Source organism: Phocaeicola sp. HCN-6420, from assembly GCF_037890145.1.
GTDB lineage: Bacteria > Bacteroidota > Bacteroidia > Bacteroidales > Bacteroidaceae > Phocaeicola.
In genome coordinates this window covers 100,424-116,459 of record NZ_JBBKBJ010000004.1, presented here as the reverse complement: position 1 = coordinate 116,459, position 16,036 = coordinate 100,424, and the positions used below count along the sequence as shown (strand labels likewise).

Sequence of the window (16,036 nt, the reverse complement as noted above, 5' to 3'; positions counted from 1 at the left end):
ATAAATCTTTTTTCCCGAAAACCTACTATAAAGGAAGATTATTTCTTACTTTTGCTCGTCAACTAAATGAAAAAGTAAATTTAAGCATTACAATATGGAACAGAAATTCAAAAAGGAGACCCTGTGCGTACAGGCTGGATGGACTCCGAAGAACGGAGAACCCCGTGTTTTACCTATCTATCAAAGTACAACATTCAAATACGATACCAGCGAAGAGATGGCTAAACTCTTCGACCTGGAAAAGAGCGGATATTTCTACACCCGCTTGCAGAACCCGACAAACGATGCCGTAGCTGCCAAGATTGCTGCGCTGGAAGGTGGTGTAGGTGCTATGCTGACTTCGTCTGGTCAGGCAGCCAATTTTTATGCTGTATTCAATATCTGTGAGGCAGGTGATCACTTTGTCTGCTCATCAACTATCTACGGAGGCACATTCAACCTTTTTGGTGTAACAATGAAGAAACTGGGAATAGAGTGTACATTTGTCGATGCCGATGCACCGGAAGAGGAAATTGAAAAAGCTTTCCGCCCGAATACCAAATGTCTGTTCGGCGAAACCATCTCGAATCCGAGCATCAATGTCCTCGATATTGAAAAGTTTGCACGTATCGCACACAAACATGGAGTGCCCTTGATTGTGGACAATACATTTGCTACTCCTATCAACTGCCGCCCGTTTGAATGGGGAGCCGACATCGTAACACATTCTACTACCAAATATATGGACGGACATGCAACTTGTGTAGGAGGTGCCGTAGTAGACAGTGGTAACTTCGACTGGGAAGCACATGCCGACAAGTTTCCGGGACTGACTCAGCCGGATGCTTCTTATCACGGACTGACTTATACCAAGGCTTTCGGCAAGATGGCTTATATAACCAAAGCAACCGCACAGCTGATGCGTGACCTCGGTTCCATACAGTCGCCCGAAAATGCCTTCCTGCTAAATCTGGGACTGGAAACATTGCACCTGCGTGTAGCACGTCACTGTGAGAACGCACAGAAGGTGGCCGAATGGCTGGAAGCAAACCCGAAGGTAAAATGGGTAAACTACTGTGGGCTGAAAAGTAGCAAATATTATGAACTGGCTCAGAAATACATGCCAAACGGCTCGTGTGGTGTCATTGCCTTCGGACTGAAAGGTACCCGTGAAGATGCTATCAAGTTCATGGATCAGCTGAAACTGGCTTGTATTGTTACACACGTTGCCGACGCACGTACATGTGTGCTTCATCCGGCAAGTCATACACACCGCCAGTTGACCGACGAGCAGTTGATAGAGGCTGGTGTAGCTCCCGATTTGATACGTCTGTCGGTAGGTATCGAAAATGTAGATGACATCATCGCAGATTTGAATCAAGCTATGCAATACATTTAATGTACATCAAGGTATACGTATAACCGATCAAAAGGTCGTTTCTGTATTTTTCAGACAATACGGAAACGGCCTTTTTTGATTATTGCTATCGCCTGAAGATTTATATGATGATTATAACTTCTTCTTGTTCTTCAACCCTCTGCATATTGCCTGCAAAAGAAGCTGACAGTTTGCCAAAAACGTCAGGACGTTTTTAGAAAATTTGTACAAATTCCAAAATGTTTTGTACAAAAACCGAGAACAACTCTATTACCTTACAGAAAAAATCAGAATGCATCTCCTCGGCTTTCCTGAGAAAGTTTATCCTGTGTCAAACCATTCATAATTACAGCATACACGAAACATCATGAAAGTTTGTTGCTTCTTGCTTCCAATTTGATAAGGTTTAATGACTGAGGATTGTAAGATATACTTCCTTTCATTACATTTGCCAGTGAATAATCAATTTTTATTTCATATGATAACTCCCAATGACTGGTACACTTCTCGAATAGCCGAAACGGCAAAAGAACTGACTAATATAAAGAAACGCATTCTCCATATCAGTTTACTACGCATCGTATTTTTTCTTGCCGGAATAACGGCCGTCATCGCATTATTTCATGCCGGAACAGGGGTACTGATTGGTGCGGTATGTTGTACATTTCTTCCTTTCCTGGCTCTTATAAAACTACACAACCGTTTCTTCGCACGAAAGGAATGGCTGGAAACTCAAGAGCAAATCAACCGCAATGAACTGAAAGGACTGGAAGGTGATTTTTCCGGCTTCGATGAGGGAAAAGAATTTGTCAACCCAGAACATCCATACTCATTCGACCTCGATTTGTTTGGACGAAATTCGTTGTTTCAGGCCATAAACCGTACATGTACGCACATCGGAAAACAAACTCTTGCCCGATGGATGCAGGAGCACTTGACTCAAAAAGAGTTGATAGAACTTCGCCAGCAGGGTGTAAGGGATATGAGCGAAAGAAACGAGTTTCGCGAAGAATTCCGTATCACGGGATTGGTTAATCACGGAAAGACATCCGACGTAGAGGAAATACGCCGATGGAGTGAAAGCCCCTCCAATTTGTTGCATGCCACATGGGTAAAGCTAACCTTATGGGGAGTTCCCCTCATCAACATCGCATTGCTTGCAGGAGGACTGACGGGTATTTGCTCTATAAGCTGGTTCGGATTAATGTTTATGCTATTTGTGATTATCAGCTTTGCCGTCATCAAAAAGGCGACTCTTGTACAGCAAACATATGGCGAGAAATTGAAAACTCTGAACAGTTATGCCAAACTGATTGCACTTGCCCGCCAACAAGTATGGAAATCTGCCGAAGTACAACAACTAATAGAGCGACTGAACATTGACGGACATTCGCCGGCCGAGGCTTTGATGCAACTATCCAAAGAACTCGACAGACTGGATCTGCGTAACAACCAGTTACTTTATGTCATACTGGAAGGTAGTATTTTCTTTCAGCTACGACAGGTAGTACGTATCGAGCGATGGAAAGAGCGATACGGTCATCATCTGATGCAATGGCTGGAAACCGTTGGAGAGCTTGATGCTCTTTGCTCGTTAGGGACTTTTGCCTATAATCATCCGGACTATAGCTATCCTTCTATTTCAGACAAGCCCTTCCAGTTTATAGCGACCGCTATGGGGCATCCGCTGATGCCTGCCGAACAATGTGTAAAGAACGATGCCCTGATACCGTCACGACCGTTTTTCCTAATTATAACCGGAGCTAATATGGCAGGAAAAAGTACATATCTGCGTACGATTGGGGTTAATTATTTACTTGCATGTATCGGCTGTCCGGTATGTTGCAAACAATTGACTCTATATCCTGCACAGTTAATTACCAGTCTGCGTACATCCGACTCGCTTACGGATAATGAATCGTATTTCTTCGCCGAGCTCAAGCGACTGAAACGTATCATCGATTTACTAAATGAAGGGCATGAGCTATTCATCATCCTGGATGAAATATTGAAAGGAACCAATTCGGCCGACAAGCAGAAAGGCTCGCTCGACTTGATACGCCAATTTATGCATCTGCAAACTAATGGTATTATTGCCACACACGATTTATTGTTGGGTACCCTTGCTGAACAGTTCCCTGACAAGATACGTAATTACTGCTTCGAGGCTGACATAAAGGAAAACGAACTTAGCTTTTCTTATAAATTACGGGAAGGCGTAGCACAAAATATGAATGCTTGCTTCCTTATGAGAAAAATGGGAATCATAATACAAGATGAATGAAACATGTGAAGGGCGTGAAGGGTAAAAACGAGTAATATTTTCAATGAAAAAGCCCAATAAAGTCTACAATCCCCCCCTTCGTATGGAAATAGTTTATAAATATATCCGTTTAAGACACAGAAAAGCCTCCTGCAAAACGATAAGGAGTGAAGACAATAAATGAAGCCATTACACATAAAAGCCCCTCAGAGAGCTAAAAAACAGTGAAATTTTATCATTCTTCAGGAAGTTATAGATATCCCGTATCATAAAAAAAGCCGAAGTCCAAATGAACTCCGGCTTTTAATATATATAGCGTTTACAGAATTATTCAGCTTTAGGGGCTTCCTCTGTAGTAGCTTCTGCAGTTGCTTCAGCAGCAGGTGCCTCAGTTGCAGCAGATTTTTTAGAACGACGAGTACGAGTAGCTTTCTTAGCAGCTGTCTTAGCCATATTCTCATTGTAGTCAACCAATTCGATGAAACACATTTCTGCGTTATCACCCAAACGGTTACCAGTCTTGATAATACGAGTGTAACCACCCGGACGATCTGCAACCTTTACAGAGATTTCTTTGAACAGTTCAGTTACAGCGAACTTATCTTGCAAGTTGCTAAATACAACACGACGAGAATTTGTAGTGTCTTCTTTAGACTTTGTAATCAGAGGCTCAACGAACTTTTTCAAAGCTTTAGCCTTCGCAACAGTCGTAGTGATTCTTTTGTGCTTGATCAAAGAAGATGCCATGTTTGACAACATTGCATTTCTGTGAGAAGCAGTACGACCTAAATGGTTGAATTTCTTATTATGTCTCATTTTTTATTCTTTATCTAATTTATACTTAGAAATATCTGTTCCAAACGACAGATTCAGACTCTCGAGCAAATCATCAAGCTCAGTGAGCGATTTCTTACCGAAGTTACGGAACTTCAACAGGTCTGTCTTGTTGAACTGAACCAAGTCGCCCAATGTTTCAACATCGGCAGCCTTCAAACAATTCAATGCACGAACTGACAAGTCCATATCAACCAATTTGGTCTTCAACAACTGACGCATGTGCAATACTTCTTCATCGAATTCTTCATTGCCATCTGAATCTGAAGTCTCAAGAGTAATCTTTTCATCAGAGAATAACATGAAGTGATAAATCAATATCTTAGCAGCCTCTTTCAGCGCTTCCTTCGGGTGAATGGAACCATCCGTTGTAATCTCCAGAACCAACTTTTCGTAGTCGGTCTTCTGTTCTACACGATAGTTTTCTACCGCATATTTGACATTACGAATCGGAGTGTAAATAGAGTCGATAGGAATTACATTCACATCGGTGCAGAATTCACGGTTTTCGTCAGCCGGAACATAACCACGACCTTTGTTGATTGTAAGATCTATCTGCATAGTTGCTTTTGAATCTAAATGGCAAATAACTAATTCAGGATTTAACACTTCAAATCCGGTCAAATACTTACCAATATCACCTGCCTTAAATTCAGTAGAATTCTCAACGGTAATGCTTACCTTTTCATTTTCGAATTCCTCAACTATTTGCTTGAATCGAACTTGCTTCAGATTCAAGATAATGTTAGTGACATCTTCTTTTACTCCAGGAACAGTTGCGAACTCGTGTTCAACACCTTCAATGTGAATAGTGTTGATAGCGTAACCTTCCAATGAAGAGAGAAGAATACGGCGTAAAGCATTACCTACGGTAATACCGAAACCGGGTTCAAGCGGACGGAATTCGAATTTTCCGAATTTGGAATCCGCTTCCAACATTAATACTTTATCAGGTTTTTGAAATGCTAATATCGCCATGAAATTAATTATTATTTAGAGTACAATTCAACGATTAAGTGTTCTTTTATGTTTTCAGGAATGTCTGCTCTTTCAGGCTTGTGCAACAACTTACCAGTCTTAGAGTTTTCATCCCATTCCAACCAAGGATATTTGCTGTGATTGAATCCAGCCAATGAGTTAGCAATAACTTCCAAAGACTTAGATTTTTCACGAACACCTACAAGCTGTCCAGGTTTTACAGAGAATGAAGGAATATTAACTACCTTACCATCTACTGTAATGTGCTTGTGACCAACCAACTGACGAGCAGCTGCACGAGTAGGAGCAATACCCAAACGGAACACAACGTTATCAAGACGACATTCAAGGTTCTGCAACAAGATTTCACCGGTAATACCGTTCATACTTGCAGCCTTTTCAAACATGTTACGGAACTGTTTTTCCAAAACTCCGTAAGTATATTTTGCTTTCTGCTTTTCAGCCAGCATGACACCGTATTCTGATGTTTTTCTACGGCGAGTGTTACCATGCTGTCCAGGAGGATAGTTTTTCTTAGACAAAACTTTATCTGCTCCAAAGATTGCTTCACCGAATTTACGTGCAATTCTAGTTTTTGGTCCAGTATATCTAGCCATTTTCTTATTTTAAATTTAATTGTTATTAATGAACTTAATTTGTTGCAGCCGCGATTACAGAAAGGAATTGCAATCCATTATTTAACAAAATCAAGTTACATCTAAATAGGTTATCTTTATTATACTCTTCTTCTCTTAGGAGGACGACAACCGTTGTGAGGCAATGGAGTTACATCGATAATTTCAGTAACTTCAATTCCAGCTCCGTGCACTGTTCTGATAGCAGACTCACGTCCGTTTCCAGGACCTTTAACGTAAGCTTTTACCTTTCTCAGGCCAAGATCGTACGCTACTTTAGCGCAATCTTGAGCAGCCATCTGTGCTGCATAAGGAGTGTTCTTCTTAGAACCTCTAAATCCCATCTTACCTGCTGAAGACCATGAAATAATCTGGCCTTCGCTGTTTGCCAAAGAAACGATAATGTTGTTGAATGATGAATGTACATGCAACTGTCCATTAGCATCAACTTTCACATTTCTTTTTTTAGCTGCGACTGTTTTTTTTGCCATATTAACAATTATTATTTAGTAGCTTTTTTCTTATTTGCAACAGTTTTCTTTCTTCCCTTACGTGTACGAGCATTGTTCTTTGTGCTCTGACCTCTTACGGGCAGACCTAAACGGTGACGAACACCACGATAGCAACCAATATCCATTAATCGCTTAATGTTCAACTGGATTTCTGAACGAAGATCACCTTCTACTTTATATTCAGCAGCGATAATTTCACGAATCTTAGCAGCCTGATCATCAGTCCAATCCTTAACCTTCAGGTCACGATCAACACCTGCCTTATCCAAAATCTTTGCTGAACTACTGCGTCCAATACCATATACGTATGTCAACGCAATCTCACCTCTCTTATTCTGAGGCAAATCTACACCAACTATTCTTATAGCCATATACTAAATTATTTTTTTTGCAAAAATAATAAATTATCCTTGACGTTGTTTATACTTAGGATTTTTCTTGTTAATAACATACAAACGGCCATTACGTCTAACGATCTTACATTCCGGCGTACGTTTCTTTAATGATGCTCTTACTTTCATATCTTATTTTCTTTTATTTATATCTAAAAACGATTCTTCCTTTAGATAAATCATAGGGTGACATCTCTACCCTCACTTTATCTCCCGGTAATATTTTAATGTAATGCATTCTCATCTTGCCGGAAATATGAGCGGTAATCTCATGTCCGTTTTCCAGCTCAACACGAAACATTGCATTTGACAATGCTTCTACGATTACTCCATCTTGTTCAATTGCGGATTGCTTTGCCATATTAAATTGCTTTATCTCCCAAAACTTGTTCTATAAATTCAAACGATGATAAAATATCTGCCTTATCTAAACCGATCGCAACTGTATGTTCAAAATGTGCGGCACATTTACGATCCCTGGTTCTTATCGTCCAACGATCACTTTCCATCACAATCTGACGATCACCTTGAGTTATCATAGGTTCAATGGCAATACACATACCTTTCTTTAGTAAGGCACCAGTACCTCTTTTCCCATAATTAGGAACTTGAGGCTGTTCGTGCATTTCCTTACCTATTCCATGACCTACAAACTCTCGGACAACTCCGTATGATCGGGCTTCACAATATTGCTGAATAGCATAACCAATATCACCCAAACGTTTTCCATGAACAGCATTTTCGATTCCCTTATACAATGCTTCTTTTGTAGTTTTTAAAAGCGCCCGAATTTCCGGATCGACTTCACCCACACAAAATGTATATGCTGAATCACCACAATAACCATTCATATAAGTTCCGCAGTCAACGGAAACGATATCTCCTTCTTTCAAAGGTGTATCATTAGGAATACCGTGCACGACTTGATCATTTACCGAAGTACATAAAGTTCCAGGGAATGGAGGTCCATATGGATTAGGGAATCCTTTAAATGTTGGAATTGCCCCATGATCTCTAATAAATTCCTCCGCAACTTTATCAAGTTGTTTTGTTGTTACTCCTGGCTTTATCAGTTTAGCCACTTCAGCCAGAGTCTTCCCCACAAGGAGATTACTCTGACGAAGCAACTCTATTTCATCATCTGTCTTAAGAAATATCATTCTGACTTCTTTTAATATGCAGCAACATTTCCAGAACGACCTTTAATTCTTCCTGAGCTGAGTAAGCCATCGTAATGACGCATTAACAAATGGCTTTCAACCTGCTGGAGGGTGTCAAGAACAACACCTACAAGAATCAACAAAGATGTTCCACCAAAGAACTGCGCAAATTCAGCCTGAACTCCAAATATGCCCGCAAATGCCGGTAAAATAGCAACGATAGCCAAGAAAAGAGAGCCAGGGAAAGTGATACGTGTCATAATCGTATCAATGTAATCGGCCGTACTCTTACCCGGTTTAATACCTGGAATGAAACCGTTATTACGTTTCATATCTTCAGCCATCTGAGTTGGATTAATCGTAATTGCCGTATAGAACCAGGTAAACACAATAATCAGAATTGCAAATACCAAATTATACCAAAAACTGGTATGGTCTACAAACGCACGAGCAATACCACTTGCCGAGGCAACATTTGAGAATCCGACAATTGTAATAGGAATGAACATAATTGCCTGAGCAAAAATGATCGGCATTACATTTGCAGCATTTACCTTCAAAGGAATATACTGTCTAGCACCACCATATTGTTTATTACCTACAATGCGTTTTGCATACTGTACAGGTATCTTACGAACTCCTTGTACCAAAAGGATAGCTGCAGCGATTACCAAAATCAACACTACAATTTCTAACAAGAACATAATGATACCACCAGCACCTGGAGACGCAAGACGAGAAACAAATTCACCACCGAAAGCTTGAGGAAGACGGGCAATAATACCAATCATAATAATCAGTGAAATACCATTACCGATACCTTTATCAGTAATTCTTTCTCCAAGCCAAAGGATAAACATACTTCCCGCAGCCAAAATGATGGTAGAAGTAATAATAAAGAAAGTCCAATCTAATGAAGCATTAAGAGCCGGACCTGCCTGCATTTTCAAGTTGATCAAATAAGAAGGAGCCTGGAATATCAAAATAAAGATAGTCAGAATACGAGTATACTGATTAATTTTTCGACGTCCACTCTCACCTTCACGCTGTAGTTTCTGGAAATAAGGAACTGCAATCGCCAACAACTGGATCACGATGGATGCAGAGATGTACGGCATGATTCCCAATGCAAAAATAGACGCATTAGAGAAAGCTCCACCAGAGAACATGTTCAACAAAGCAAGAAGACCTTCACTCGTTTGTTCATGCAACTTTGACAGCATATCAGGGTTGATACCTGGAAGAACCACATACGAACCAAATCTGTAGATTGCAATAAACAATATAGTAATGAGGATCCGCTGTCTCAGATCCTCAATATTCCATATGTTCTTTAATGTTTCAATAGATTTTCTCATTGAATCAGAGTTTTACTGCATTACCACCAACGGCTTCGATTGCAGCTACTGCACTCTTAGAAAAAGCATTTGCTTCTACATCGAGCTTAGTAGTTAAACTACCGTTACCAAGAACTTTCACTAACTGGCTAGAAGAAATAAAACCAGCTTCAATCAAGTCATTAACACCTACCTTAGACAGATTCTTAGCTTCAGCCAACTTCTGAATAGTGTCAAGGTTAATAGCCTTATATTCTACACGGTTGATATTCTTAAAACCAAATTTCGGAACACGACGCTGAAGAGGCATCTGACCACCTTCAAAACCGATCTTCTTAGAATAACCAGATCTTGACTTTGCTCCTTTATGTCCTCTTGTAGAAGTACCGCCTAAACCAGAACCAGCACCACGACCAATTCTCTTTCTAGTTTTGACTGAACCTTCTGCAGGACGTAAATTATTTAAATTCATATTGTAAAATCCTTTATTATTAACAATATATTACTTAACGATTGCAACCAGGTGTTTTACCTTTTCAATCATACCCAGAATTGAAGGAGTTTCTTCGTGTTCAACCACACGATTCATCTTACGAAGTCCCAGTGCATCCAATGTTCTCTTCTGATCTGCAGGAGCACCAATTCTACTTTTTACTTGTTTGATCTTAATAGTTGACATGTCTATCCTCCTTATCCTCTAAATACTTTTTCCATACTTACACCTCTGTTTTGAGCTACCATGCGAGCATCTCTCATTTCACCCAAAGCCAAGATTGTAGCTTTTACCAAGTTGTGCGGGTTAGAAGAACCTTTTGACTTAGCCAAAACGTCAGTAACACCAACACTTTCCAAAACGGCACGCATCGCACCTCCAGCTACTACTCCTGTACCGGTTGAAGCAGGTTTAATGAAAACTTCTGCACCACCGAATTTAGCAGACTGTTCGTGAGGAACAGTACCTTTCAATACAGGAACACGAGTCAGGTTCTTCTTTGCAGCTTCTACACCTTTAGCAATAGCAGCTGTAACTTCACCAGCTTTACCAAGTCCCCAACCGATGATACCATCTTCATTACCAACTACAACAATAGCAGAGAAACTGAAAGTTCTACCACCTTTTGTAACTTTAGTAACGCGGTTGATTGCAACCAGTCTATCTTTTAATTCTATATCGTTAGTGATCTTAACTCTATTATTAACTGCCATAATTCATTAAAATTTAAGTCCACCGTTACGAGCAGCATCAGCTACTTCTTTTACTCTCCCATGATACAAGTAACCATTACGGTCGAATACGACAGTCGTAATACCAGCTTCCTGAGCCTTCTTAGCGATCAATTCACCAACTTTAGCAGCCTGTTCTTTCTTAGGCATAGTTTCCATACCCAAAGAAGAAGCAGCAACCAATGTTTTACCGCTCAAATCGTCGATAACTTGGACATAGATCTGCTTGTTACTTCTAAACACACTCATACGCGGACGTTCAGCGGTACCTGAAATCTTGTTGCGTACTCTATATTTGATCTTGATTCGTCTTTCTATTTTTGTTGTCATAATTGTACGATTTTATGTGAATTACTTAGCGCCAGCTGACTTACCAGACTTTCTACGAATTTCTTCACCAACAAACTTAATACCTTTTCCTTTATAAGGTTCAGGCTTACGGAAAGAACGTATTTTTGAACAAACCTGACCGAGCAGCTGTTTGTCACAAGATTCCAATATGATAAGAGGGTTCTTATTTCTTTCAGATTTAGTTTCAACCTTGATTTCAGGAGGCAACTGCATAAAGATATTATGAGTATAACCTAAAGCGAAATCAATGATGTTACCATTATTAGATGCACGGTAACCAACACCGACAAGTTCCAACTCTTTCTTGTAACCTTCAGAAACACCCACAACCATATTATGTATCAAAGCGCGATACAAGCCATGGAAAGCGTGACGCTGTTTCAGGTTATCAAGCATAGCGTCTTCTTTTTCTTTCAACACCACATGTCCGTCTGCAATTTCTACTTCAATAGCAGGATCTACAAACTGACTCAACTCACCTTTCGGACCTTTAACGTTTACTACGTTATCCTTCAGAGTAACTGTTACTCCGGCAGGAATACTAACGGGCAATTTACCTATTCTTGACATAGCTTATCCTCCTACATTAATATACATAACAAAGAACTTCACCACCGATTTTCAAAGCAGCAGCTTCCTTGTCTGTCATCACACCTTTGGAAGTAGATATAATAGCAATACCTAATCCATTAATAACTCTCGGCATGTCTTTGTAGCCAGTATACTTACGCATACCCGGAGTAGATACTCTTTCAAGTTTCTTGATTGCGTTAACCTTGTTAACAGCATCATACTTCAAAGCAACTTTGATAGTACCTTGAGGACCATCTTCTACAAATTTGTAGTTCAGAATGTAACCTTTGTCAAACAGGATCTTAGTGATTTCCTTTTTCAAGTTTGAAGCAGGCACTTCTACAACTCTGTGCTTAGCACTAATTGCATTTCTCAATCTTGTGAGATAATCTGCGATTGGATCTGTCATAAAAAATAATTGTTAAATTAATCAGGACTACCCTGACAATATTTAATAATAAAAATATTTACCAGCTTGCTTTTTTAACGCCCGGGATTAAACCATTTGAAGCCATTTCACGGAACTGAATACGTGAAATACCAAACTGACGCATATATCCTTTAGGACGACCAGTCAGTTTGCAACGGTTGTGCAAGCGAATCGGATTGGCATTCTTAGGAAGAGCCTGCAATTTCTGAGCAGCTTCAAAAGCTTCAGCAGGATCACCTGTATTTACAATCTTCTTCAACGCAGCACGTTTCTCAGCATATTTGGCTACCAGTTTGGCTCTTCTGACTTCACGAGCCTTCATTGATTCTTTTGCCATATCTTATCAATCTTTTTTAGCGTTTTTAAACGGTAAACCGAATTCCTTCAACAAAGCATAACCTTCTTCATCTGTTTGAGCAGAGGTTACAAAGGTAATATTCATTCCGAGAATTTTAGTAATACTATCGATATTAATTTCAGGGAAAATAATTTGCTCCTGAATACCAAGAGTATAGTTACCTCTTCCGTCCAACTTGCTTTCGATACCTTTGAAGTCACGGATACGTGGCAAAGCTACGCGAACAAGTTTTTCAAGGAATTCATACATTCTTTCACGACGTAAAGTTACCATCACACCAATAGGCATTTTCTTACGCAACTTAAAGTTTGCGATATCTTTACGAGAAACAGTTGCAACAGCTTTCTGACCAGTAATTGCAGTCAATTCATTGATAGCAACATCGATGATCTTTTTATCAGCTACAGCCATACCTAAACCTTGATTGATAACAATCTTCTTAAGTTTAGGAATCTGCATAGATGAAGTATACTGGAACTGATTCTTCAATGCAGGAGCAATACGCTCTGCATATTCTTTCTTAAGGCTAGCAGTACTACTCATTATTTAATCTCCTCTCCTGATTTTTTAGCATAACGGACAAATGTTCTTCCATCAGAACTTTCTCTTCTACCAATACGTGTCGGTTTACCAGTCTTAGGGTCAACCGGATTCAGGTTAGAGATGTGAATAGGAGCTTCCTGCTTCACAATACCACCCTGAGGATTCTTAGCATTAGGCTTAGTGCTCTTTGATACCATATTGATACCTTCTACCAATGCACGTCCTTCTTTTACAAGAACTTTCAACACGCGGCCAGTTTTACCCTTGTCTTCACCAGAGTTTACGTAAACTGTATCGCCTTTTTTAATATGTAATTTACTCATTACTTAAATCTTTTACAAAATTAAAGTACTTCAGGTGCAAGTGACACAACCTTCATGTTTGCATTACGCAACTCTCTCGCTACCGGGCCAAAAATACGACTTCCTCTAATTTCACCTGCGTTATTCAACAGAACGCAAGCATTATCATCAAAACGAATATAAGAACCGTCAGCACGACGAATTTCTTTCTTTGTACGTACGATCAGGGCCTTAGATACTGCACCTTTTTTAATATCACTTGAGGGGATAACACTCTTTATTGAAACTACAATAACATCCCCAACAGAGGCATAACGTCTCTTTGTACCGCCTAAAACGCGGATACAAAGAGCTTCTTTAGCACCACTGTTGTCACATACTGTAAGTCTGGATTCTGCTTGTATCATAATTACTTAGCTCTTTCGATAATTTCAATCAATCTCCATCTCTTAGTTTTGCTCAACGGACGAGTTTCCATGATACGAACAGTATCGCCAATCTGGCATTCATTTTTTTCGTCATGAGCATGGTATTTTTTCGTCTTAGAAACGAACTTACCATAAATAGGGTGTTTTTCCTTAAACTTAGCAGCAACAGTAATGGTCTTATCCATTTTATTGCTAACCACAACACCAGTTCTTTCTTTTCTTAAATTTCTAGCTTCCATGAGGACCATTATTATTTGTTAAGTTCTCTCTGACGCAATTCTGCTTTCATACGCGCAATTGTTCTGCGTAATTTCTTGATCTGTGCAGGATTTTCCAGCGGAGAGATCGAATGATTTAAAACCATTTGATTGTAATTGGCAACTTCAGTTTGAATTCTTTCTGCCAATTCGTTGGTAGCTATTTCTCTAATTTCTGCAATCTTCATATCAATTAAGCATTTTGACTTGCGTCGTAATCACGTCTAACAATAAACTTAGTAGTAACAGGAAGTTTCTGTGCAGCAAGGCGCAAAGCTTCTTTTGCTACTTCAAAAGATACACCTTCAACTTCGATCAAAATACGACCCGGAGTTACAGGAGCTACAAAACCTTCCGGATTACCTTTACCTTTACCCATACGTACGTCAGCAGGTTTACGAGTAATAGGTTTATCCGGGAATATACGGATCCAAATCTGACCCTGACGCTGCATATATCTTGTTACAGCAATACGAGCTGCTTCAATCTGACGTCCAGTAATCCACTTAGTCTGCAATGACTTGATACCAAAAGTACCGAAAGCCAACTGGTGTCCTCTCTGGGCATTACCTTTAGCGCTACCTTTCTGCTGTCTTCTGAATTTTGTCTTTTTCGGTTGTAACATAATTCCTAAAATTCAAATTCGTTAGCGATTGTTGTTTTTCTTTCTGCGGAAGTTCTTTCCACCATTATTACCGTTTCCACCACGGTTGTTTTCTTTGCTCTGAGTAAAGTTAGGAGCCAACTCACGTTTACCGTAAACTTCACCACGGCAAATCCACACCTTAATACCCAGCAAACCAACCTTTGTCAAAGCTTCAGCATGACAATAGTCGATATCTGCACGGAAAGTGTGTAACGGAGTACGACCTTCCTTATACATTTCAGAACGTGCCATTTCAGCGCCATTCAAACGACCAGAAATCAGCACCTTGATACCTTCAGCTCCCATACGCATCGTATTGGCGATAGCCATTTTGATAGCACGACGATAAGCGATCTTGCCTTCAACCTGGCGAGCGATGTTATTAGCAACAATCACAGCGTCGAGTTCGGGTTTCTTCACTTCGAAGATATTAATCTGGATATCCTTATCAGTGATCTTCTTCAACTCTTCTTTCAACTTATCAACTTCCTGACCACCTTTACCAATGATAATACCTGGGCGAGCAGTACATACAGTAATTGTCACCAACTTCAGAGTACGTTCAATAACGATTCTTGAAACGCTGGCTTTTGCAAGTCTGGCATTCAGATATTTACGAATTTTGCTATCTTCTAACAAAGCGTCACCATAATTCTTGCCACCGTACCAGTTAGAATCCCATCCTCTGATAATTCCTAAACGGTTACTTATCGGATTAACTTTCTGTCCCATCTACTCTTAATTTTTATCATTAGTATTCTTAGAATCAACGAACAAAGTCACATGATTTGAACGTTTGCGAATTCTGTAACCTCTACCCTGCGGAGCCGGTCTCATTCTTTTCAGAGTTGCTCCCCCATCAACAAAAATCTTAGTTACAAAAAGTTCACCGTCTTCAGCTTTGCGTTCGTTTTTCTGTTCCCAGTTAGCAATAGCAGAGCGCAACAGTTTTTCCACTCTTGCAGAAGCTTCCTTAGAAGAAAACTTCAAAACACCAAGTGCTCTATTAACCTCCATACCGCGAATCATGTCAGCCACGAGACGCATCTTACGCGGAGAAGTAGGCACATTTTGCAATTTAGCAAAATACATGGTTTTAAGGGCTTCTTTTCTTTTTTCAGCCGATATTTTTTTTCTTGCTCCCATTATTTATTACTTTATTATTTCAAATAAGTGTCCTGTTATTTTTTCTTGTTACCAGCGTGACCACGGAATGTACGAGTTGGAGCAAATTCTCCCAACTTATGACCAACCATGTTTTCTGTAACGTAAACAGGAATAAATTTGTTTCCGTTATGAACTGCAATTGTATGCCCAACAAAATCAGGCGAAATCATTGAAGCTCTAGCCCATGTCTTAACAACTGACTTCTTGCCGCTTTCATTCATAGCCAGCACTTTATTTTCCAGTTTTACATTAATATATGGACCTTTTTTTAATGAACGACTCATAAATT

The 16,036-nt window shown here is 39.8% G+C and carries 27 protein-coding genes; 2 read left to right on the top strand and 25 right to left on the bottom strand.

The features are described from left to right. Positions 1-94 precede the first annotated feature (94 nt). Both WKT12_RS04260 and WKT12_RS04255 read left to right on the top strand, forming a co-directional pair. On the top strand, positions 95-1,378 hold the full coding sequence (locus tag WKT12_RS04260) for an O-acetylhomoserine aminocarboxypropyltransferase/cysteine synthase family protein (protein ID WP_021969821.1): 1,284 nt from the start codon (positions 95-97) through the stop codon (positions 1,376-1,378). 457 nt (positions 1,379-1,835) lie between these two features. After that, complete coding sequence (locus WKT12_RS04255) at positions 1,836-3,641, top strand: MutS family DNA mismatch repair protein (protein WP_340318878.1); 1,806 nt, start codon at positions 1,836-1,838, stop codon at positions 3,639-3,641. Positions 3,642-3,947: 306 nt separating this feature from the next. Here the strand turns inward: WKT12_RS04255 and rplQ are convergent, their stop codons facing one another. The 25 genes from rplQ to rpsS form a co-directional block, all read right to left on the bottom strand. Next, entirely contained in the window at positions 3,948-4,436 is a 489-nt protein-coding gene (rplQ, locus tag WKT12_RS04250) for a 50S ribosomal protein L17 (RefSeq protein ID WP_340318877.1), read from the bottom strand. Between the two features lie 3 nt (positions 4,437-4,439). Next, on the bottom strand, positions 4,440-5,432 hold the full coding sequence (locus WKT12_RS04245; RefSeq protein ID WP_294595362.1) for a DNA-directed RNA polymerase subunit alpha: 993 nt from the start codon (positions 5,430-5,432) through the stop codon (positions 4,440-4,442). Positions 5,433-5,443: 11 nt separating this feature from the next. Further along, positions 5,444-6,049: a 30S ribosomal protein S4 gene (rpsD, locus tag WKT12_RS04240; RefSeq protein WP_340318876.1), complete on the bottom strand. Its 606-nt coding sequence runs from the start codon at positions 6,047-6,049 to the stop codon at positions 5,444-5,446. A 119-nt stretch (positions 6,050-6,168) separates the two neighbouring features. Further along, positions 6,169-6,558, bottom strand: coding sequence for a 30S ribosomal protein S11 (rpsK, locus tag WKT12_RS04235; protein ID WP_007567382.1), 390 nt, complete (start codon positions 6,556-6,558; stop codon positions 6,169-6,171). An 11-nt stretch (positions 6,559-6,569) separates the two neighbouring features. Continuing rightward, the gene (gene rpsM, locus WKT12_RS04230; RefSeq protein WP_340318875.1) at positions 6,570-6,950 is read right to left on the bottom strand and encodes a 30S ribosomal protein S13; all 381 of its coding nucleotides are present in this window, start codon (positions 6,948-6,950) and stop codon (positions 6,570-6,572) included. A 33-nt stretch (positions 6,951-6,983) separates the two neighbouring features. Continuing rightward, positions 6,984-7,100 carry a type B 50S ribosomal protein L36 gene (ykgO, locus tag WKT12_RS04225; protein ID WP_002558051.1) on the bottom strand — a complete coding sequence of 39 codons (117 nt, stop codon included), beginning with the start codon at positions 7,098-7,100 and terminating at the stop codon, positions 6,984-6,986. A 13-nt stretch (positions 7,101-7,113) separates the two neighbouring features. Next, the gene (gene infA / locus WKT12_RS04220; RefSeq protein ID WP_002558052.1) at positions 7,114-7,332 is read right to left on the bottom strand and encodes a translation initiation factor IF-1; all 219 of its coding nucleotides are present in this window, start codon (positions 7,330-7,332) and stop codon (positions 7,114-7,116) included. A 1-nt stretch (position 7,333) separates the two neighbouring features. Further along, a complete protein-coding gene (gene map, locus WKT12_RS04215) occupies positions 7,334-8,131 on the bottom strand; it encodes a type I methionyl aminopeptidase (RefSeq protein WP_340318873.1) in 798 nt (265 codons plus the stop codon). An 11-nt stretch (positions 8,132-8,142) separates the two neighbouring features. Then, positions 8,143-9,489 carry a preprotein translocase subunit SecY gene (gene secY / locus WKT12_RS04210; RefSeq protein ID WP_340318872.1) on the bottom strand — a complete coding sequence of 449 codons (1,347 nt, stop codon included), beginning with the start codon at positions 9,487-9,489 and terminating at the stop codon, positions 8,143-8,145. A 4-nt stretch (positions 9,490-9,493) separates the two neighbouring features. Next, the gene (rplO, locus tag WKT12_RS04205) at positions 9,494-9,940 is read right to left on the bottom strand and encodes a 50S ribosomal protein L15 (protein WP_294595371.1); all 447 of its coding nucleotides are present in this window, start codon (positions 9,938-9,940) and stop codon (positions 9,494-9,496) included. Between the two features lie 30 nt (positions 9,941-9,970). Continuing rightward, positions 9,971-10,147: a 50S ribosomal protein L30 gene (rpmD, locus tag WKT12_RS04200; protein WP_294595373.1), complete on the bottom strand. Its 177-nt coding sequence runs from the start codon at positions 10,145-10,147 to the stop codon at positions 9,971-9,973. Between the two features lie 11 nt (positions 10,148-10,158). Then, positions 10,159-10,674 (bottom strand): 30S ribosomal protein S5, encoded by a 516-nt coding sequence (gene rpsE / locus WKT12_RS04195; protein ID WP_005844884.1) that lies wholly within the window; start codon positions 10,672-10,674, stop codon positions 10,159-10,161. Positions 10,675-10,680: 6 nt separating this feature from the next. Next, a complete protein-coding gene (rplR, locus tag WKT12_RS04190) occupies positions 10,681-11,022 on the bottom strand; it encodes a 50S ribosomal protein L18 (RefSeq protein WP_340318871.1) in 342 nt (113 codons plus the stop codon). 21 nt (positions 11,023-11,043) lie between these two features. Then, the gene (rplF, locus tag WKT12_RS04185; RefSeq protein WP_340318870.1) at positions 11,044-11,613 is read right to left on the bottom strand and encodes a 50S ribosomal protein L6; all 570 of its coding nucleotides are present in this window, start codon (positions 11,611-11,613) and stop codon (positions 11,044-11,046) included. A 16-nt stretch (positions 11,614-11,629) separates the two neighbouring features. Then, positions 11,630-12,025 (bottom strand): 30S ribosomal protein S8, encoded by a 396-nt coding sequence (gene rpsH, locus WKT12_RS04180; protein ID WP_022125491.1) that lies wholly within the window; start codon positions 12,023-12,025, stop codon positions 11,630-11,632. A 58-nt stretch (positions 12,026-12,083) separates the two neighbouring features. After that, the gene (gene rpsN, locus WKT12_RS04175) at positions 12,084-12,383 is read right to left on the bottom strand and encodes a 30S ribosomal protein S14 (protein WP_181213966.1); all 300 of its coding nucleotides are present in this window, start codon (positions 12,381-12,383) and stop codon (positions 12,084-12,086) included. A gap of 6 nt (positions 12,384-12,389) precedes the next feature. Beyond that, the gene (gene rplE, locus WKT12_RS04170; RefSeq protein WP_340318869.1) at positions 12,390-12,947 is read right to left on the bottom strand and encodes a 50S ribosomal protein L5; all 558 of its coding nucleotides are present in this window, start codon (positions 12,945-12,947) and stop codon (positions 12,390-12,392) included. Then, positions 12,947-13,270, bottom strand: coding sequence for a 50S ribosomal protein L24 (rplX, locus tag WKT12_RS04165; protein ID WP_072529637.1), 324 nt, complete (start codon positions 13,268-13,270; stop codon positions 12,947-12,949). The genes rplE and rplX overlap by 1 nt, the downstream gene beginning before the upstream one ends. Positions 13,271-13,290: 20 nt before the next feature. Continuing rightward, positions 13,291-13,656, bottom strand: a complete 366-nt coding sequence (gene rplN / locus WKT12_RS04160; protein ID WP_007559377.1) for a 50S ribosomal protein L14 — start codon at positions 13,654-13,656, stop codon at positions 13,291-13,293. Between the two features lie 2 nt (positions 13,657-13,658). Next, complete coding sequence (rpsQ, locus tag WKT12_RS04155; RefSeq protein ID WP_040312450.1) at positions 13,659-13,916, bottom strand: 30S ribosomal protein S17; 258 nt, start codon at positions 13,914-13,916, stop codon at positions 13,659-13,661. Between the two features lie 11 nt (positions 13,917-13,927). Further along, on the bottom strand, positions 13,928-14,122 hold the full coding sequence (gene rpmC, locus WKT12_RS04150; protein WP_007559379.1) for a 50S ribosomal protein L29: 195 nt from the start codon (positions 14,120-14,122) through the stop codon (positions 13,928-13,930). A 5-nt stretch (positions 14,123-14,127) separates the two neighbouring features. Further along, positions 14,128-14,559: a 50S ribosomal protein L16 gene (rplP, locus tag WKT12_RS04145; RefSeq protein WP_013617999.1), complete on the bottom strand. Its 432-nt coding sequence runs from the start codon at positions 14,557-14,559 to the stop codon at positions 14,128-14,130. 21 nt (positions 14,560-14,580) lie between these two features. After that, entirely contained in the window at positions 14,581-15,312 is a 732-nt protein-coding gene (gene rpsC, locus WKT12_RS04140) for a 30S ribosomal protein S3 (RefSeq protein ID WP_007567354.1), read from the bottom strand. 6 nt (positions 15,313-15,318) lie between these two features. Beyond that, on the bottom strand, positions 15,319-15,726 hold the full coding sequence (rplV, locus tag WKT12_RS04135; protein ID WP_007567352.1) for a 50S ribosomal protein L22: 408 nt from the start codon (positions 15,724-15,726) through the stop codon (positions 15,319-15,321). A 35-nt stretch (positions 15,727-15,761) separates the two neighbouring features. After that, positions 15,762-16,031, bottom strand: a complete 270-nt coding sequence (rpsS, locus tag WKT12_RS04130) for a 30S ribosomal protein S19 (protein WP_007559385.1) — start codon at positions 16,029-16,031, stop codon at positions 15,762-15,764. Positions 16,032-16,036: the final 5 nt, after the last annotated feature.